12 protein-coding genes are annotated in these 19,558 nt (G+C 34.3%); 3 read left to right on the top strand and 9 right to left on the bottom strand.

Annotated features, from left to right (window positions below; all coding sequences use genetic code 11):
* Positions 1 to 254: 254 nt before the first annotated feature.
* Positions 255 to 1,913: a TIM barrel protein gene (locus FGM02_RS17020; protein ID WP_139959701.1), complete on the bottom strand. Its 1,659-nt coding sequence runs from the start codon at positions 1,911 to 1,913 to the stop codon at positions 255 to 257.
* 24 nt (positions 1,914 to 1,937) lie between these two features.
* A complete protein-coding gene (locus FGM02_RS17015; protein ID WP_139959700.1) occupies positions 1,938 to 3,380 on the bottom strand; it encodes a sulfatase family protein in 1,443 nt (480 codons plus the stop codon).
* A gap of 263 nt (positions 3,381 to 3,643) precedes the next feature.
* Here FGM02_RS17015 and FGM02_RS17010 point away from each other — a divergent pair, with 263 nt between their 5' ends.
* Together FGM02_RS17010 and FGM02_RS17005 are read left to right on the top strand one after the other, a co-directional pair.
* Complete coding sequence (locus tag FGM02_RS17010) at positions 3,644 to 5,752, top strand: DUF5722 domain-containing protein (protein WP_139959699.1); 2,109 nt, start codon at positions 3,644 to 3,646, stop codon at positions 5,750 to 5,752.
* Between the two features lie 40 nt (positions 5,753 to 5,792).
* Positions 5,793 to 7,496, top strand: coding sequence for a sulfatase (locus FGM02_RS17005; RefSeq protein ID WP_139959698.1), 1,704 nt, complete (start codon positions 5,793 to 5,795; stop codon positions 7,494 to 7,496).
* A gap of 94 nt (positions 7,497 to 7,590) precedes the next feature.
* Here the strand turns inward: FGM02_RS17005 and FGM02_RS17000 are convergent, their stop codons facing one another.
* The 4 genes from FGM02_RS17000 to FGM02_RS16985 all read right to left on the bottom strand — a co-directional run bounded on the left by FGM02_RS17000 (position 7,591) and on the right by FGM02_RS16985 (position 13,507).
* On the bottom strand, positions 7,591 to 8,931 hold the full coding sequence (locus tag FGM02_RS17000) for a Gfo/Idh/MocA family oxidoreductase (RefSeq protein WP_139959697.1): 1,341 nt from the start codon (positions 8,929 to 8,931) through the stop codon (positions 7,591 to 7,593).
* Between the two features lie 5 nt (positions 8,932 to 8,936).
* Entirely contained in the window at positions 8,937 to 10,304 is a 1,368-nt protein-coding gene (locus FGM02_RS16995; RefSeq protein ID WP_139959696.1) for a 3-keto-disaccharide hydrolase, read from the bottom strand.
* Positions 10,305 to 10,411: 107 nt separating this feature from the next.
* Positions 10,412 to 11,953: a T9SS type A sorting domain-containing protein gene (locus FGM02_RS16990; protein WP_139959695.1), complete on the bottom strand. Its 1,542-nt coding sequence runs from the start codon at positions 11,951 to 11,953 to the stop codon at positions 10,412 to 10,414.
* 15 nt (positions 11,954 to 11,968) lie between these two features.
* The gene (locus FGM02_RS16985; RefSeq protein ID WP_139959694.1) at positions 11,969 to 13,507 is read right to left on the bottom strand and encodes a T9SS type A sorting domain-containing protein; all 1,539 of its coding nucleotides are present in this window, start codon (positions 13,505 to 13,507) and stop codon (positions 11,969 to 11,971) included.
* A 268-nt stretch (positions 13,508 to 13,775) separates the two neighbouring features.
* Here FGM02_RS16985 and FGM02_RS16980 point away from each other — a divergent pair, with 268 nt between their 5' ends.
* Positions 13,776 to 14,876: a hypothetical protein gene (locus tag FGM02_RS16980; protein WP_139959693.1), complete on the top strand. Its 1,101-nt coding sequence runs from the start codon at positions 13,776 to 13,778 to the stop codon at positions 14,874 to 14,876.
* A gap of 53 nt (positions 14,877 to 14,929) precedes the next feature.
* On the opposite strand, the gene FGM02_RS16975 is transcribed toward FGM02_RS16980, so the two are convergent.
* From FGM02_RS16975 to FGM02_RS16965, 3 genes are read right to left on the bottom strand one after another with little or no spacing between them, the layout of a single operon-like run.
* Complete coding sequence (locus FGM02_RS16975; RefSeq protein ID WP_139959692.1) at positions 14,930 to 15,253, bottom strand: glycoside hydrolase family protein; 324 nt, start codon at positions 15,251 to 15,253, stop codon at positions 14,930 to 14,932.
* Complete coding sequence (locus FGM02_RS16970) at positions 15,254 to 18,076, bottom strand: alpha-L-rhamnosidase (RefSeq protein WP_139959691.1); 2,823 nt, start codon at positions 18,074 to 18,076, stop codon at positions 15,254 to 15,256.
* Between the two features lie 31 nt (positions 18,077 to 18,107).
* Positions 18,108 to 19,550 carry a sulfatase family protein gene (locus tag FGM02_RS16965; RefSeq protein WP_139959690.1) on the bottom strand — a complete coding sequence of 481 codons (1,443 nt, stop codon included), beginning with the start codon at positions 19,548 to 19,550 and terminating at the stop codon, positions 18,108 to 18,110.
* Positions 19,551 to 19,558: the final 8 nt, after the last annotated feature.

The raw sequence follows: 19,558 nt of genomic DNA, 5'->3' as shown, positions 1-19,558 counted from the left end.
TAATTCTACTTGGTTATCACCTAAGGAAGAAGCTTTTTCTTCATCCCATAAGTAATCTACATAATTGAAAGTTGTTGTATCGTTTATCATCATTGGTATGTTAATTAAAATAATACATCAAAAGTAGCGTAAGTAACTTTCTATTGTATCCTGTAGAACCACGATATAGAGGCTTTAAAAAAGGATTTCACAAGTTTTATTTTTGATTAAGCGTTTGTTTTTAGGTGTTTTGTGCCTTTTGTTTTTTTGAAAAATTATTTTAAGTTGACCTTTATAAAACGATTTTTACTCATTTCAGGAATCATAAGTATGCCTTTATTGGTATCTATGCCTACATCAGCAAATTGAGAAAAGCCAGAAAGTATTTGTTTGACTTTTCCTTTTTTATTGATTTTTAAAAGTCGTCCTCCTGTCCAATCTGTAGCATAATAATAGTTTCCGTATTTGACAATTCCGTCGAAATTGGCTATTGGTAAACCTTTTCCAACAGGTTTAATTTTCTTTGACTTAAGATTAATTTTCATCAACGTTCCTTTTCTACTCGTTTCAAAAGTAGCGCGGTTAGTCATCGGTCCCCACGTAGCAATAATTAAGTTGCGGCCGTCAACCCATAAGCCATTTGGGTATTCTAATTTTCCGTTTTTCACGAATACTTCAATTGACTTGTTTTTGGGAAGTGTATAGATGGTATTTGTAAAGGTGTCGGAAACATAGATATTTCCATCTTTATCAGCGGCAACATCATTTAGGAATTCACTGTTTTCTATCGCAATTTTTCGAATGATTTTTCCTTTTGATATATTTATTTCTAATAAAAATCCTCTATCTGCAACATAGAGTAAGTTTTGGTAAGAAGCCATTCCTGTGGGGGCATCTAATCCATCAATCCATCTATTAGAAATTACTTTACCATTTTCATCCAAACGAGTAATCCAACCATAAGCATCTTTTTCAAGAGTAACTTTTTCTCCACCTAAATTTGAAATAAACCAAGTTTTTGAAATAGGGTCCCAAAAAGCGCTTTCTGGATTGTCTAAAATATGTGAAATATTTTTATTTAAGGTTTGGTTTGAGTCAGCAACCATAGTTTGCCATTTAGCTATAGAGCGTGATAGATGATCTTGAGGTTCGTCTTCAACACCAAAAGTGTGTAAAAAAGTTTTTCCTTTAAAATTTATTTTTTGCAGAACAGTAACGAATCTTTTAATATCATAATCACCTTTGTCTAAAGGCTGTATAGCATCTGACCAATTTCCTTTGTCATTTTCAAGCATTGTGGTATTGGATCCTGAAATAGAAGCAAATTTTAAATACGGAGCTGCTTTTATACCAACCTCTAAAAGCCGATTTCCATTCCCCGCTCTTAACTCATGACACAAGTGAAATGTTAGGTATAAGTTTGGTTCGTTTAATTCTTCAATATAAGGAATCGCATCTTCTGCTGATTCAATAAAACAATTATCATGTGGATAAATAACTATATCCTTACCTAGTTTCTGCCCCTCTTTAGCCATGTCTTTTAAAAGAGTCAACGTGTTTTCTTTTGTTGCATCCCCATTAATTATAACCCATAATGATGTTTTATCTGGTAAAGCAGCTAGAGTTTTTCGCCACATTTTATTTTGACTTTCAATATTGTTTGAAAAATTAAAACCAAAAAAAACAACAGGTATGTCCAATTTTCCACTCACAAACTCATTCGTATTCAAATAGTCTTTTAGATTCTTTCTTTGCTTATCAGATTGCACCCTAAGTGTTATTCCGCTATAGCCCAAATCGGAAAATAATTTTGTCCGTTCGGGAATAGGCATATGTTCCATTTTAAAATCAAAAGCATATAATGATTTATCTATCTCTTGTGCGCTTCCCAATGATACAATGAAAAGGCAAAATAATTTTATTATTGTTTTCAAATTCTTGTAGTTTTACTATTAGTTTTATTTAATTGCTCCGAAATAATAATCTCTAAATACTTTGTCTTGACTATTAAAGTCGGTGGTAGGTATGCCTGGAGTTTTAAGTTTTGTTCCCCATTTTTTTAATTTTTTCTTTAATTTTTTTGCTTTTCGAGGATGTGCATCGATGATATTTTTGTTTTCATGTTCTATTGAGTTCATGTCAAATAAATATTCTTTGCCTCCAGAAGAATAATACTTATAATCTCCCATTCGAATCGCCGCTTGCCCCCAAAATCTCCAGTAGAGAGCTTTATGCGGATCTCCTTTTTTCTCTTTATTTAAATAAGGTATCAAATTTGTACCATCTAAATTTTTAGCATTAGGTAGGCCTGCCAAAGCATTACAAGTTGCAGCAACATCCAAAGTACTTACCGGTCTGTTATAGACCAAACCTTTTGGAAGTCCCGCTGGCCAATTCATAATATAGGGAACTCTAATACCACCTTCAGAGATCATTCCTTTTTCACCCACCCAAGGTGTGTTTTTGGAGCCATCCCAAGCACCTCCTTTAAAGGAAATAGGCTTGTCTTCCATGTTAAGTTTTAGGGGAGCTCCATTGTCACTAATAAAAAATACAAGGGTATTGTCTTCAATTCCTTTGTCGCGAAGTGTTTTTTTGATTTTACCAACTCCATCATCTATAGCAGCCATCATCGCCAAGCAGTAACGTCTACGTTGCGTCATTTTTCCTGGAAATCTATCTAAATATTTTTTTGTAGCCTCAAGCGGAACATGCGGCGCAAAATAAGAGGTGTAAAAGAAAAAGGGTTTTTTACTATTATTTTTTATAAACTGAACGGTGGCATCTGTTTGAATATCCAATCGGTATCCTTGTTGTTTGATCCAGTGCGCTTCTAAGTTTTCTTCCCCTTCTAAGGTGTAATTTACCCAGTAATTTTGAATATAGCCTTGAAAAGTTTTGTCAAACCCTCTGTTAGAGCTCATATAAGGTACTTTTTTAAGGAACTTTATATCTGCTGGTTTTACTTTTTCTGCCACTACATTTGGCATGAATTCTCTAATCCATTCTTTTTGTTCATGGTTAGGTTCTAAATGCCATTTACCTGTCATGCCTGTAACATAACCCGCTTTTTGCATTCGTTGTGAAATTAAAACTTCATTTAAAGGCAAGGGTACAGTACCATTATGATCTAGACCAAAACGTTGTTGGTACCTGCCCGATAGCAAGCCTGCTCTTGAGGGAATACATTGGGGCGCGGTTACATAACCGGCTGTCATGCGCACACCATTTTTCGCTAATAAATCAATATTTGGAGTTTTTAGATCCTTTTCTTCTCCATTAATTCCAATATCTGCATAGCCTAGGTCATCTGCAAAAATGACAATTATATTGGGTTTGTCTTGCGAAAAAAGCGCATATTGAACTGTTAAAAAAAGAAGTAGGAAGTAATTTTTATTCATGATGTAAGGTTTTTTTCGATTTAATGAATTTTTTTTTTTTTTAGAGGAAGATTCGTTAGATGGATCACTTCCTTATTCTGTTCACAAGAAAAAGTTTACTTGTTCCTATTCTAATGGTTTTTAGGTGAAAAAGTGGATTGCTAAATTATTTCTTTTGCTTAAAATAACAATCATGCCCCTTCTGTAGAATGACCCTGTTCGGCAGGATGGTTTTTAAAATTAGTCTACGTAATTTTATAAGCTATAAATACATCACGATTCTTATGACTAAATATCTTTTATTTTTTCTGTTTGTGCCCTTTGCATTATTTGCACAATCTTCCACTACTAGTTTGAACATTTCAGAAAAAGGAATGCATCAACTTGAATTACGGGCCTTAGAAGACAATGTATATGATATTAAAACGTTGGGTGCCGATCCTTATTTGTTTTTAAAACCTTTATCTAAAAAATTGATAAAAGAAAATAATCAGCTGTCATTTGAATATTTCTGCCCAACCGGTTTAGATCATATTGGAGTTTATTTTTATCCTTTGGGAGAGCAGGTTCGCAATGTAATGGTTTCAGATATTGGTAGTACAGAAGGGTGGGTTTTATTTAGAATAGATTTGAGTGAATATGTTGGTGACTGGGGAAAAGCTGGTGATTTTTTACGGTTGGATTTTGGTTCGGCTGCAGCATTGAATATTCAAATAAAGAATCTTGAACTTAGAAAAATGAGCTCAAGAGAGTTGGAAATAGAAGCCAATAAGGAACAAAAGAAACAACAAGAATTGGTTTTTGAAAAACATTTAAATTCTTATTTGAAGGAAGACTTTTCTAGCAAAATTTCAAATGTTTTGGTGACAAAGGATAAGGTGCATATTTCAGGAGAAGTTCATAATGGGAAAAAAATATACCTCGCAGAGATTGGGGTTTATGAAAATGCAACTGAACTTAAAAAGTTTCAATTTTTAGAACCAATAAAGTGTAAAAATAAAAATTTTACGGTTGATTTGAAGCGTTTTTCGAGTAGAGATGGATACCAGCAAGATCGACTGCTTTCAAAATGGATGCTTGTTGAAAAAGTGGCTTCCACGTATAAAATAATTTCACATGCCAGGTATACCGATTCTATAGTACCTAAATACAAGCATGCGTTTATAAAGCCTTCCACTAAAAAAGGATTGGGTGGTTATAGCATCAATCGAAAAGCTCCCTACACAGATTTAGATAGCTTAGGAATTACAAGCGTGACAGTGAATGTAATGATCAATAGATTTCTTCGAGCCGAGCCTTCTCCAAACAACATGCCTTTTGAGTATATGGGTGCGACTTATTATGTAGATAAAAAAGAAATTGCTCGTCAGGATAAAACCTTTTTAAGCACAGCGAAAAGAAATATTGAGGTATCTGCGATTTTATTGGTGGATAAAGCATCGAAATCTGTGGATAAAAAAATAGGGCGTATTCTTGAGCATCCTGACTGTGATCCTTCTGGGATTTTTACCATGCCAAATTTAACAACGGCAGAAGGGGCGCAGTATTACGCCGCGGCTCTTGATTTTTTAGCAAATAGGTATAGCCGACCGGATAAAAAATACGGACGTATACATCATTGGATCATTCATAATGAAGTGGATGCAGGTTGGGTATGGACCAATGCAGGTGAAAAAACAGACTTGGTATTTATGGATATTTATCATAAATCTATGCGTATGACTCATAATATTGCTAGGAAATACAATTCGAATTCAAAAGTTTTTATTTCATTGACGCATTATTGGAATTGGACATCAAATCCAAAGTTCTATTTGTCTAAAACCTTATTAGAACAATTGCTTCAATATTCAAAAAGGGAAGGTGATTTTGAATGGGCTATTGCACATCATCCTTATCCAGAATCATTACGAGAACCTAAAACATGGCTAGATACTAAAGTAAGTTTTGATTTTAATTCCAAACTGATAACCTTTAAAAATTTAGAAGTTTTAGACGCTTGGGTAAAACAACCAGAAGTTCTTTTTAAAGGAAAAGTCAAGCGATTGGTGTACTTGTCTGAAAATGGGACAAATTCTCCTACGTATAGTGAAAAAGATTTAAACGAACAAGCAGCAGGAATGGCCTATGCCATGAAAAAATTAAAATTTTTAGATGGCATTGATGGTTTTCAATACCACAACTGGCAAGACAATCGTAAAGAAGGAGGTTTGCGAATTGGGTTAAGACGATTTCCAGATGATAAAGAGCATCCTGGAGGTATCAAACCTGTTTGGAAAGTTTACCAAGCATTTGGAACTGAAAAGGAAAGTGAAGTTTATGATCCCTATCTGAAAATGATTGGAATAACAAGTTGGGAAGAAATTCGCTACGAGGTTAAACAGAAAAAATAAACAGTGAAGTACTGAATAAAATTGAAGAAAAAATAAAACTATGTCGTATTTAAAATTGTGTATTTACAGTCTTTTCGGACTATTTGTATTAGGGTGTCAGTCCAAAAAAATAAATAAAAATAAGGAAGAAGCTAAGGTAGATAGGCCTAATATAATATTTATTCTAGCCGATGATTATGGAATCATGGACAGTCAGGCATATGCCAATAAGTTTACCGGTATACATCCTTCAGAAATGTTTTATGAAACGCCAAATATAGATCGATTGGTAAGTGAAGGAACTTCGTTTTCACAAGCTTATGCCAATCAATTATGTTCTCCAACACGTGCTAGTATATTAACAGGTAAATATGCAGGAAGAGTTGGTTTTACAACGGCAATGCCGCCAAGAGCTACTTATTACAATCAAAAAAAACCTGTTCCAAAAAGCTATTATGTGCATGATGTATTTGAGCATAAAGATCCTATAAAAATAGAACAGGCACTTTTAAACGGAATTTCGAATTCTGCTATTCCAACGGGTAGTGCAATTGATGGAGGAAAAGACGAACTTTCTATCGCGGAAGCTTTGAAAGATTATCATTCAGGATTTATAGGGAAATGGCATGTTGGTGGTTTTGGCGCCAAAGGATATCAACCCAAAGATCAAGGTTTTGAACCATTGGCTTGGTTTGATGCAGGTGGATCCGCTTATTTTAATTGGAAAGGAGCATGGAATAATAGAACGAATAAAATGTTTCCGAAAGTGGCAGCAGAAGCTTTGGAAATAGGACATTCAGGAAAAGAAACCAAACAAAAATACTTAACCGATGATCTTACCGTTCAGGCCTTAAATTTTATCGAAGAAAGAGCAAAAATAAAGGAAAAACCATTTTTCTTATATTTTTCACATTTTGCCATACATACACCTTATCAAGGTAAAGCAGAGGAAATTAATCATTTTGAAGCAAAGAAAACGAAAGGATGGAATGGACATAAAGATCCGGTCTATGCGTCTATGATTAAAAGTTTAGATAGATCGGTAGGAGAAATTTTAAACAAGTTAAAAGAATTGTCAATTGAAGAAAATACCTTGGTGGTATTTATGTCAGATAATGGAGGAATAGATGCTGAAATTACGCCTAATAATAAAGGAACAAATAATGATCCGTTTTTAGGTGGAAAAGCCTGTGTAACAGAAGGTGGAATTAGAGTGCCATTGGTGTTTAAATGGAAAGGGAAAGTACAAGAAGGTAAGTGGATTGATGTGGCTGTTGATTGTACGGATATTTATCCTTCACTTTTAGAGGCGGCTGGCTATAATTCAAAGAAAATAGTAAGGGATAATAAATTAGATGGTGAAAGTTTAATCGCGCTCTTATCGGATGTAGAGAATAAAAAGAAGACCTACAAAAAATCAACGCATTATTGGCATTATCCTTTCAATGTAATTTATAATAGTCCCTATGAACCTATGGCACTTACTCCTCATTCGGCTATTAGAGATGGAGATTACAAACTTATTTTTGATTGGTATGGTAGGCTTTATTTATACAATATTGAAAAAGATCCTTTTGAGAAAAACAACCTTGTTACGAAAAGACCAGAACTTAAGGAGGCTTTATTTGCTAAGTTAATGCTTTGGTTAACAGAAAATATAGACAAGCGTTATTGGCCAGCAATTAATAAGGATTACAAACCTCAAAATGAAGCAAGAGAAGTGCCATTTGTAGATTTGTTTTCAAGGTATAAGGAGCAACTATAGCCTCCTAAATATTGCAATAAAAAAGAGTCCTGAGTTTAAAAACTCAGGACTCTTTTTTATTGCAATTCGTAGTTCAATTTCTTAATGTAAAACATTAAAAATTAGGTTCCCAGCCTGGTTCATAGGTTCTACTCCACAATGCCATGGCTTCTTTATTGTATATCAAACCTGATTTGTTGTCGATATCAAAACCTTTATTTATTCTGTAGGCAATATTGGCATAATGAACCATAGCCATACTTTTACTAGCGTCATCAATTGGAGCGTTTAAATTTGCTTTCCCTCTAATGGTATGAAAAAGATTTTGAACATGTTTTGTTGATGTACTACCACCACCTCCTAAAGATGTACCTGCTTCGTTAGAATTTGAATCATATTCCTTTATTAATTTTCCTGCTCTGTTGTACAATCGGTATTTGCTCCTGTCAATAAATACAGATCCTTCTGTACCATAAATAATAGTACCACGGCCACCACCGTAGGTGTTATAGCTATTTCTCGATTGGCCATCCCACTTGATTACTTTGTTGTTTTTGAACTTAAAAGTAGCTTCCATAGCATCGTACATTTCCCAACCATCTTCTCGAAAGTGATTTTTTTCTGCATCGACAGAAACCTGATCAGGGAAATCTACTTGAAGTGCCCATCTGGCAACATCCAATTCATGAGTACCATTATTTCCAGCCTCTGCAGTTCCGTATTCCCATCCATACCAATGCCAGTTGTAATTCCATGTCTCAGAAGTATAATTTCTTCTAGGAGCTGGGCCTTGCCATAAATCCCAATCTAATCCATTAGGGATTGCTGCGCTTTTTTGAAGCGGTACCTGACCACGCCCATTGCTATAAAAAGCAACTGCTTTGTAAGGAGTACCAATAATTCCGTTATGAATTTTATTAATTATTTCAATAGTATGACCCGCAGAACGTTGCTGATTTCCCATTTGCACAATTTTATTAAAATGCTTAGATGCTTTTACAAGTTGTTCATTTTCATGCATATTGTGACTACATGGTTTTTCTACATATACGTGTTTTCCAGCTTTCATAGCCATGATAGATCCTGGAGCATGCCAGTGATCTGGAGTTGCATTTATGAATACATCTACATGTTTGTCATCAAAAACTCTCCGAACGTCATTTTCTAATTTTGGATTGTAGTCAATATGTTGTCTAAATGCCTTTAAACCATTTAAGCGTTGGCTTTCCATTACATCGCATAAATACAATAGTTTTACATTGCTTTCTTTGGCGGCAATTGGCTGTTTAAAGGCAGCTACTCTTCTACCTAATCCAGCAATTGCAACATTGAGTCGGTCATTTGATCCAAGAATGTTGTTATAACTTTTGGCAGACATAGCCATGGCAGAACTCCCAACTGTTAGACCTGCACCTACTAATGTTGTTTTTTTTAAAAAATCTCTTCTTGATGTCATAAGTTTTATAGGGATTTAATTTTAATATTTTTAAACGATACATGGTCACCATGATCTTGTAATAAAATTTGACCTTTTTCTAATACTCCAAAATTTGGCCATTTAGCATATTTGCTTTCAGATACTAATTTTAAGAAGGCTTTACTACCACGATTGTATTCTAAAACTTTCGAACCATTTAACCAATGTTCAACATGGTTGTTTTTAGATATGATATAAGCAGTATTCCATTCACCAATTTTATTCATTGGTTTTTTAGTATCCGCCTCAATTAAGTCGTACAAAGAACAAGCGGTTCTGCTTCCTTCATGACTACCAAGTTTAGCATCAGGATGCAACGCATCGTCTAATATTTGATATTCTAAACCTATGGAAGAACCAGGTCCTTTATTAATATTGGTATCTACATAATATTTAATTCCGCTATTGGCTCCAGAGGTTATTTTAAAATCTATAGATAGCTCAAAATCACCATACAATTCTTCTGTTACAATATCACCTCCCGCAGCAGATTCTGCTCCTCCGGATGAAAGTACTGTAAGTTCGCCATTTTTTATTTCCCAACCTTTACTAGGGAAGGCATCTAATTTAGCTCCTCGCCAACCATTAGTTGTTTTACCATCCCATAACATTTTCCATTTTGTTTTCTTTTCGTGAATGGTTAAATTGTTTTTTGTGATAATTGGTTTTATTGGTGATTTTTTAGAATACTTGTTTAAATCTTCGGTAAGAATTTTAATGTTTTTCCAAGAAATTGTAGTTCCTTCTTTTTGTTTGCCATGAATTCCGTGAACCTGTAATCCGATAAAGCCTGAAGCCGTTTTGTCATCTATTAAATGAGAAGCGGGAACATTGTTTATCCAAGTTTTTATAGTGTCACCAATGGCTTCAATTCTGTAATGATTCCATTCGTTTTGCTGAAATGCTTTTTGCGCTTCTGGATTATCACCTAATGGGTTTAACCATCTTCTTCTTCCTTCATCATAAATACCTGCACTCCAAGCACGTTTTGATGGGTCAATTTCTACTTGATATCCATGTACACGTCCGTTTTGATAATGGGGTAAACTATTACTTCTAATTTGAATTCCAGAATTCATAGAAGGGTCTACTTTATAATCTAGCTCCAAGATAAAATCTCCATAGTGCTCATTTGTTGTTAAAAATGTGTTTGGTGTATTTTTCACAGTAGTTCCTGTAACCACTCCATCTTCTACCTTGTACGTAGCATTTCCGCCTTTAATATTCCAACCATCAGTTGTGTTTCCTTTGATTAGAATTTTCCATGGAGCATTATCTTTTTTAGCTTGAGAGCAACCTGAAAAACAAAGAGCCGCAAAAATAATTGCGACTGAATTTTTTAGTTTAAACATACTTGTAATAATTTAGTTTTGAATTTTAAAATTAATTTTTTTTAAAGAACGAACTGTCCTGCACTGTACTTTATTTCTAGAAATATGATAGATAAAGCTTTTAGATTCTAATTAATGACTAATTTTCTTATAATCTCATTCGCTTTTATAAGGTAAATTCCTTTTTCTCCAATTTCTGATATGGGTATTGAAATTTCTTTCACAGCTTTATTTGAAGCATATACTTGTTGCCCATTTAGATTGAAAATTTGTATTTCAGTTGGATTGTTTTTTAAAAAGATATTTATTTTATCGTTGGTAGGATTTGGATATAATTTAAAAACAGCTTCTGATTCTATAGTATTTGCAGATAATAAATCGGCATAATATTGATCTAGTTCGACAAAAGCTGCTTTGATTTCTGCTGGGGTTCCTGTTAGTAATATTGTTTCTTGTCTTACTTTCTCATAAACACCTTCATAGTCTCCCGTTAGATGAGATCTATCTATAAGTCCATTAAACCGACTTCTAAAACCAATCCAAGACATTGTAGATGTTGAATTACGATACCTAATATCTAAATAAAAATTATCAATAGTTCTGTTATCTTCATAAACCTCTGAATTAGTACTTTCTTTTACACCTACGATATTAAATTTATTCATGTGCGTTGGAGGTAAATAGAAACCTAAGGCATGGCCTTGATTTTCATTGGCATTATCGGCTATAATAAATCTAAGTTTATAGTTTTCAATATAATTTAACGATGCTTTATTAGTACGTGTTTCTATCTCCCAGACACCATTTTGTGATACTTTATATCGGAATTCGGGATCCCAAATTTCAACATCATTCCTAATACTCCAAGACATTTGAACCGTATTTAAATGATCAATTCCTCCTGGATGTACTCCGATAGGGTTTTCTGCAGATATATCTGAGGGGAATTTATCGTCATCCCATTTACCAACAGCTTTTAGGCTAGATTCGTTAAATTGTTTCATAGCTGACTTAGGTTCTGTAGAAGATCTTACAAACCGATACTCATAATAATGTCGAATGGCAGGAATAGAAACACCTGTAATCGGAGTATAATCTTCATATTCTCCATAAAAATCAAAATCACTGTGAACCTCTGCTTCTTGCTTCGTAAATACTTGTCCGTTTATAGTAACAGATAAATTTGATTCTTCAATACCATCTTGATCGGTATTACCAGCATCGCTAATGTTCGGATGATCAGCAATAATATTTTCCCATTCAGTATAATCAAATTTTCCATCTCCATTATAGAGCGCGCAACCTCTACTAGGGATTATTAGCTTACTTGGTGATACAGTTGTGATGGCACATTCTGTTCCTGCATTGTCACCAAAACCTGCTTGCGTTGGGTTGTACTGACCACCTCTGCCCATGTCACGAATAGAAGATTGTCCTCCTCGACCATATTTTTGAGCTTGAACTCCCATTATATTTCCAAGTCCTGGAATAGTAATGCCTGTAATATATCCACCTCCAAATCGATTGATTCCTAGAATAAATCCATTTGAATTAATTTTATGTGTAATATTTCGTCTTTTACTTATATTATTGTTGAGAATTTTAAAATCTTGTGCAATTCCGAAGTTTATGGTAAACAGAATAATGATTACTGAGATGTTTTTTTTCATATGTATTAGCCTGTTTTATTTTATTACGAATTCCTTAGTAGTATTGTTAACTTTCAAGAAATAAATTCCTTTGGTGCCAATTTTAGAAACAGGTATGGTTAGTTTTTTACTATTCCCTTTCCATGAATAAACTTCTTTTCCTAAAGAATTGTAGATGTTTAGTTTCGAAATAGAATTCTTTAGGGCAATAGTAATTTTATCGTTGGTTGGATTGGGGAAAAATATAAAAGCTTCTTCATCATTGACTTTATCAGTTGCTAATAAATCTGCATAATATTGATCTAGTTTAATGAAAGCTGCTTTGATTTCAGCAGTTGTACCTACCAACATGATGTTTTCTGCTCGAATCATTTCGTAGATACCAGCATATTCATCCGTCAAATGTGATCTGTCTATGACACCATTTAAAGTACTTCTAAATCCAATCCACCCCATTGTAGGAGTTCTTCTAGGCTGATCATTAAAAAAACGATCACTAGTTCTGTTGTCTTTGTAGGCTATTGAATTGTCACTTTCTTTTATTCCAACAATATTATTGCTATTAATATCAGAACTAGGGAGGTAGAATCCTAAGGCATGACCTTCGTTTTCATTATCAGAATCAGATATTATAAATCGAAGTTTGTAATCTTTTTCATAGCCTCTGTTTACCTTATCTCGATCGAGCCTTTCCCAAGAACCATTTTTTAACTGTTTGTATCGGAAACCTGGATCCCAAAGCGCAACATCATTTCTAATACTCCATGAAAGAGAAATACTGTTTAGATGATCTGTTCCACCAGTATGCACTCCAATTGGGTTTTCAACAGAAATATCATTTAAAAAGTAAGCATCATTCCATTCGGGCTTATCTAAACCTTTTAGCGCTACTTCATTGAATTGTTTCATGGCTGAATTAGGTAAAGTTGAAGATCTAATAAAGCGATATTCGAAGTAATGACGAATGGCAGGAATTGAAATTCCAGTTATTGTCGAATAATCTTCATATTCTCCATAAAAATCGAAATCACTGTGAACTTCTGCCTCTTGTTTTGAATATGTTTTCCCATCAATGGTAACAGATAAATTAGATTCGTCAATACCATCTTGATCCGTATTACCAGCATCGTTAATGTTCGGGTGATCAGCACTGATGTTTTCCCAATTCGTAAAATCAAAATGTCCATCTCCATTATACAAAGCACAGCCTCTACTAGGGATTATTAGCTTACTTGGTGATACAGTTGTTATGGCACATTCTGTTCCTGCATTATCACTAAAACCTGCTTGAGTTGGGTTGTATTGACCCCCTCTTCCTAAATCACGAATAGATGATTGTCCTCCTCGACCATATTTTTGAGCTTGAACTCCCATGATGTTTCCAATTCCAGGAATGTCGATTTCGGTGATATATCCTCCTCCAAATTTGTTAATACCGATTGTAAAGTCACCAGAACGAACTCTGTGGGTAATGTCCCTTCTTTTTGCGGAATTATTTCCAATAATTTTAAATTCCTGTGCAATTCCGAAGTTTAGGGTAAACAGGATAATGAATACTGAGATGTTTTTTTTCATTTTTTTTAGGTAATTGAAATGAGTCGCATTTCTTTTATCTTTAAAGAAATATTTGATTGAATTTATTTTAAACGAAGAATTTCTTCATCATTAGTAAAAATAAATAGGTTTCTTAAAATATTTATCCTGTTGTATCTGTAGTGAATAGTGTTTAGATATTTATTTTTATTGATAAGAATTGTTGATTTTAAAATTATTGTACAGGGTTTTACAGGATGACTATTTGGGTTGAATTTCATTTATTTATAGAATCATAAAATCTATAATTATGTTGATCGGGTTCAAAAAATATTTCAAGACAATACTATTTGTTTTAACAGTACTTTTATGGAATGCTTCAGCAATGGCGCAGATTCATAGAAAAACAATAGTTTCCATAAAAGAAAATCAGTTTTATATTAATGACGAATTAACTTATAAAGGAAGATTTTGGCAAGGAAATAAAATTGAAGGATTGTTGATGAACTCAAGAATGGTTCAAGGGATTTTTGATGATTTGAACCCTGAGACTGTTGACGTTTTTAAATACCCGGACACGCAAAAATGGGATGCAGATAGAAATACCAATGAGTTTGTTGCAAATATGGAACAATGGCATAAACATGGACTATTAGCGTTTTCATTAAACTTACAAGGTGGAGGACCTTTTGGATATAAAAATCACAACTGGATTAATTCTACTTTTGACGCAAAAGGGAATCTTCGACCTGCCTATATAAAACGTCTTGAAAAAGTTTTAAACAAAGCAGATGAATTAGGGATGGTTGTTATTTTGGGTTATTTTTATTTTAGGCAAGATGAAGATTTAGAAGATGAAACTGCTGTATTGAATGCTACCGATAAAATAACTACTTGGATTCTTGAAAAGAAATACAAAAATGTCCTTATAGAAATTAATAATGAATGCAACGGCCCTTATGATCATGCTATTTTAAGGCGACCTAGAGTGCATGAATTGATACAACGAGTTAAAGAGATAAGTGGAGGTGAATTATTAGTAACTACCAGTTATGGAGGTGGAATTATTCCTCAGGAGAATGTATTGAAAGTTTCTGATTTTATTCTAATCCATGGAAATGGTGTTCATAAACCAGAAGGTATTACAGATATGGTAAATCAAACGAAACAGATACCTGGGTTTACAAATCAGCCGATTTTATTTACAGAGGATGATCATTTTAATTACGATGCTGAAAATTATAATTTCAAAGCGGCTATAGAATCTTATACTTCATGGGGGTATTTTGATTTTCGATTGGATGGGGAGGGATTTAAAGATGGCTACCAGAGCGTGCCAATTGACTGGGGGATAAATTCTCCTCGAAAGAAAGCTTTTTTTAACAAGCTTAAAGAAATTACAGGTTTTTAAAGAATACAAATAGCATTCATTAAAAACGGTTTCAAAAAATAGTTGAAACCGTCTTAGGAAACAGCATCTGGTGCATACAAAAGTTTGTCATTATAAGGAACTTTGTCTTCTTTTCCTTTCGAATTAAAATAGTCTTCATGCAAATTCCAGTTTAACATATCATCAGATGAAAGTATATGATGTGTGTGTGAACAGTAATAATCTGTTGTTTTGTCTACAGATCCATACACATATACTTTACCATCTTTCCAAACATGAGCTGTTGGGTCTGCTATGTCTACTCCTGGAGGAGAAATTGGATTTTGTCCAAATACGTTACCTAAAGTTATTTTCTGTAGCACAAAGAGGATACAAATTACCTTTATAAAATAGTTCATTTATTTTAATTTTGAAGTAATACTATATTTTCCAGATGTAAGAAGTAATTTTTCATAAGTTCCTTGTGCGTCTAGTTCCTTTTGAGTTTTTACTACTATTTTTTCACCGTCTTTGTTGATGTTAATTAGAGATCCAGGTATTCTTAACGAGGCCGTTGCACCTGCTGGAATTTCTACATTCCATGTTAGGATGGCGTCTTTCTGAGTCCAAGAACTTTCAATCATTCCCATGGACGACTGAAAACGACATTGTATCCATTCTAATTCAGAAATAATTTGTGGTTCTAAGTGAATCATACGATATCCTGGTTTTACTGCGTCAGGTTTTATTCCGGCAAGCCCTTCATAAAACCAGCTTACAAATGCAGATTGAAATGGATGACTCATCGATTGATCGTAAGTATCAAGATTTTCATTTTCTTTAGGCCATACTTCCCAAAATGTTGTTGCTCCTTTACTCATAATGTGCTTAAAACTTGGAGCGTTTTCGTTTTGTAATGTTTTCCAAAGTGTATCTTTGTAACCAAACTTGCTAAGTACAGGCCACAAAGAGGGCATTCCAAAGACACCCGTATCAAAATGATAGTTTGCTTTAACAACCTGCTCATTTAAATCAGCCGCTACCTTTTCATGCAACTCAGGGGCTAATACATTCCAATTAACAGCAATTGCATTTACTGTTTGATTGGGAATTAAAATTCTATCTTCTGTATAAAATGCTTTTGTAAAAGCAGCACGGATTTCAGCGGCTAGTGTATTGTAATAGGTATAATCTGTATCGTTTCCAAGTATCTTTGCTGCATCTGCAGTAATTCTAGCACTACGATACAAACAGGCAGTAGATAACATAGGTGTTACTGCGCCATAAATTTCACGTTCTGTTTTGTTCTCAGGATTGTCAACAATAGGTTTGCACCAGTCTCCCATACCTGCATATACAATTCCATTGGTAGAAATTCCTTTTAAATGTTCAGTCCATTGTTTGATTGAAGGATAATGTGTGCTTAAAGTTCTAGCATCTCCCGTTTGTACATAAATATCCCATGGAATAAAAGCAATCGCACTTCCCCAGCCAGGAGATCCTTCGCCAATAAATCTTTTTCCTGGGGCAATCATTGTGGGGATTCCAGCCATTTTTATTTGCCTTGTTCTTTCAGCAAACTCATCTCCAAAACAAAGCATCGGTGCTTTAATTTGAGCTGTTGTTACAATATCTGTTGTGTATTTTCTCCACAAACTAGCAGCGTCAAAACGATATAGGGTATAAGGAACCGTTAATTGTGCATCTCCTGTCCATCCACAACGTTCACGAATAGGACAATCTACAGGAACTCCTAATAAACCACCAGATTGTGTCCAATGTGCCATGTCAAATATTTTATTCAAAGTAGTGTCTGAACTAGAAAACTCTCCAGTGATTGCCATATCTGTATAAATGACCATTCCTTCAAGAAAGTCTTTTCCGGGTGTTTTGTTTTTTAAGGTTCCGTTTTTTATAGTAACCTCAGCATATCTAAATCCATGGTTTGTAAATCTAGGTTCCCATGTTTCTTTCCCATTCCCCTTGCAAATATATGTGTCCGTCTGAATTACTTTCGTAGCTCTTACACCACTAGTTTCAAAATTTAGTTCACCATTGCTTTGTTGGTGTTCAGCAAAACGCATCGTAATTTCTGTTCCTTTAGAGGCATTTACTTTTAGTTTAGCCCATCCTACTAGGTTTTGTCCGAAGTCAAAAATCCAAGTATTGGGGTGTAATTGTTTTACCTCTTTTACTTGTACAGTATTTTTAATACGAGCAGGAGGTAATTGTTGTGCAATCAATTTTTTTCCTGGCGAAGTCTCCATAACAACTGGATTCCAGTTATGTAATTCGTCTTTGTTATCAGCCCATTTTGAATCGTAATTTTGAGCATTGTATTTTTCTCCTGCATAAACATTAGAAGAACTAATAGGACTATTTTTACACAACCAATTTTCATTTGTTGAAATAATTGTATTGCTACCATCTTCAAATGTAATTTCAAGTTGCGCTAGTACTTTTGGTTGTCCATAACTCAAACCTTTTGCTCCCCAAACTTTATTCTGATTGTAAAAACCATCTCCTAACCAAAACCCTAATGTGTTCGTTCCTTTTTGGATTACAGAGGTTATGTCATGAGCTACGTAAAAACTGCGAGTATTATAATCTGTTTGTGCTGGTTGTAATACTTCGTTTCCTATTTTAGAACCATTGATCCAGCTTTCATGCATACCTAATCCGCATACATAAAGTCTTGCTTTTGTGATTTTTTTAGTGATGTCAAATGAGTTTCTAAACCAAGGAGCAGCATCTTTACGAAGGTCTTTAGGCATTCCAATCCATTTCCCAGTCCAGTCTGATTTTTTCTTCAGACCTATTTCAAAAGTTGCTATTTTGCTCCAATTATCACGGCTGTCATCTTCTAAGATTGCTCTAACTTTCCAAAAAACGGTAGTACGGGAAGATAATTTTGAAGCATTGAAATAAATCCATGGACCTTCTTCAGCTTCTGTTCTTGTCAATTCTAGTAAGTTTCCTTTGTTTTTATCTAAGTTACTCTTAGTATCAGCAGCTATTACTTCATAAGCAATCACTTTTTTACCTTCGATTTCTACAATTGAATTCCAGGATAATTTTGGTATTGGTTCATCTATAACGCTCCAATTAGAAAATCCTTCTGCTTTTAATTCTGTTATCGCTCCTGTAACAAGTGGTGTATTTTTACAACTGAATAATAGTGAGAGAACAAGTAAACTTGTTAAAGCGTATAAAGAAATCCTGAAATTTATTAATGATGTCATTGTATGGTGCTTTTAGGTATATAAATTAGAATTAATCAGTGCTCTTTATTTTCGATTTCATTATAGAAAAGTCTTTAAGTAGTTTAGGAGGGCCACTTAGGGATTCATCATCCTTAACTTCTTTCATATGTTGTGTCACTTTTTCTCTAAGAGTACTAAGTTTTTTAGCACACTTAGGGTCGTCTGCAAGATTATTTTGTTCTAAAGGGTCTTTTTCAATATTATACAATTCTTCTGCAGGATTGGTATGATAATCTATTAAGAAAGCAACTGCGGCAGGATCTCTTTTTGCTGCAGCTAAATAGGAATTCCAGTGACGCCCAGCATGATTGGCATGTAGTTTTGTCATTGGTACTTCTGTAGCCCATGTGTCAGTATGCGTTGTATAGGCAAATTCCGGATGTAAATTCCGAATATATTTCCATTTCCCAACTCTAACAGATCGGATAGGGTATACGTTTTTTTCATTATCACCTTTATGCGTTGCGTAAATAGCGTCTCTGTGTTTGTTTTTCTTTCCTAAAATGACTGCTGTAAAAGGTTTCCCATCAATATTTTCAGGTACTGTTCCATCGGCAATATCTATCAATGTTGGAAGTAAGTCAATCCAACTAACCATGGCTTTTGTTGTTGTATGTGGTTGAATTTTTCCTGGCCAAGAGATTAGTAATGGTGTACGTATTCCTGTTTCATAAAGAGACCATTTAGCAAACGGCCACGCCATTCCATGATCTGATGTATATACCGTCATCGTATTTTTTTTGTCTAAATAGATATCTGACATTTTTAGGATATTTCCAAGTTTGGTATCTATAGATTCTGCTGCTTGGATGTATCTACTCATTTCTAATTGAGCTTCAGGAGTGGTATAGATTCGTTTGTTTATAATAACATCCTCTGGTTTGATTCTTGATTCACCTGCCGGAGGGTAGGGGGTATGTGTATCTGTACATCCCACAAATAAGGCTAATGGACGGGTAGTTTCTCTGTTTTTAAGAAAATCATCTACAACGCTTAATTTCTGATCGTTTGTAGGTGCTCTTTTTAGAATTTTCACTGCTTTAGGAACATAGCCTTTATGCTGATTGTTACGAGCATGTGCAACTTTACCCTGAAAAACTACCTCATATCCTTGCTCTATAAGATTAGGTATTAGAGATAATACACCAGGTTTTAAATTTTTTTCATGATTTCCAACAATTCCGTTATTATAAGGCATTAAACCAGTGAATAAGGCAGCTCTACTCGGTGCGCAAGCGGGCGATGCAATATAGGCATTGTCAAAACGAATTCCCTCATCTGCAAGCTTTTGCATGTTTGGAGTTTCAATAATTGTTGATCCGTAAGGAGTAGAATGAAATACCCCATGGTCATCCGCTATGACGATTACAAAATTTGGCTTTTTTACCTGCGCAGTAGAGAAGTTATATATTAGTACTATAAAACCGCAAATTATTTTATTAAAGATATTCATGTTTGAAA

This window comes from Flavicella sediminum, from assembly GCF_006381105.1.
GTDB classification, from domain to species: Bacteria; Bacteroidota; Bacteroidia; order Flavobacteriales; family Flavobacteriaceae; genus Flavicella; species Flavicella sediminum.
The sequence above is the reverse complement of the archived record's forward strand: the minus strand, read 5'-3'. Positions and strand labels throughout refer to the sequence as shown.

Coding starts and splice junctions, on each gene's coding strand:
- FGM02_RS17015 (WP_139959700.1), bottom strand. CDS start 3,380: ATGAATAAAAATTACTTCCTACTTCTTTTTTTAACAGTTCAATATGCG.
- FGM02_RS17010 (WP_139959699.1), top strand. CDS start 3,644: ATGACTAAATATCTTTTATTTTTTCTGTTTGTGCCCTTTGCATTATTT.
- FGM02_RS17005 (WP_139959698.1), top strand. CDS start 5,793: ATGTCGTATTTAAAATTGTGTATTTACAGTCTTTTCGGACTATTTGTA.
- FGM02_RS17000 (WP_139959697.1), bottom strand. CDS start 8,931: ATGACATCAAGAAGAGATTTTTTAAAAAAAACAACATTAGTAGGTGCA.
- FGM02_RS16995 (WP_139959696.1), bottom strand. CDS start 10,304: ATGTTTAAACTAAAAAATTCAGTCGCAATTATTTTTGCGGCTCTTTGT.
- FGM02_RS16990 (WP_139959695.1), bottom strand. CDS start 11,953: ATGAAAAAAAACATCTCAGTAATCATTATTCTGTTTACCATAAACTTC.
- FGM02_RS16985 (WP_139959694.1), bottom strand. CDS start 13,507: ATGAAAAAAAACATCTCAGTATTCATTATCCTGTTTACCCTAAACTTC.
- FGM02_RS16980 (WP_139959693.1), top strand. CDS start 13,776: ATGTTGATCGGGTTCAAAAAATATTTCAAGACAATACTATTTGTTTTA.
- FGM02_RS16975 (WP_139959692.1), bottom strand. CDS start 15,253: ATGAACTATTTTATAAAGGTAATTTGTATCCTCTTTGTGCTACAGAAA.
- FGM02_RS16970 (WP_139959691.1), bottom strand. CDS start 18,076: ATGACATCATTAATAAATTTCAGGATTTCTTTATACGCTTTAACAAGT.
- FGM02_RS16965 (WP_139959690.1), bottom strand. CDS start 19,550: ATGAATATCTTTAATAAAATAATTTGCGGTTTTATAGTACTAATATAT.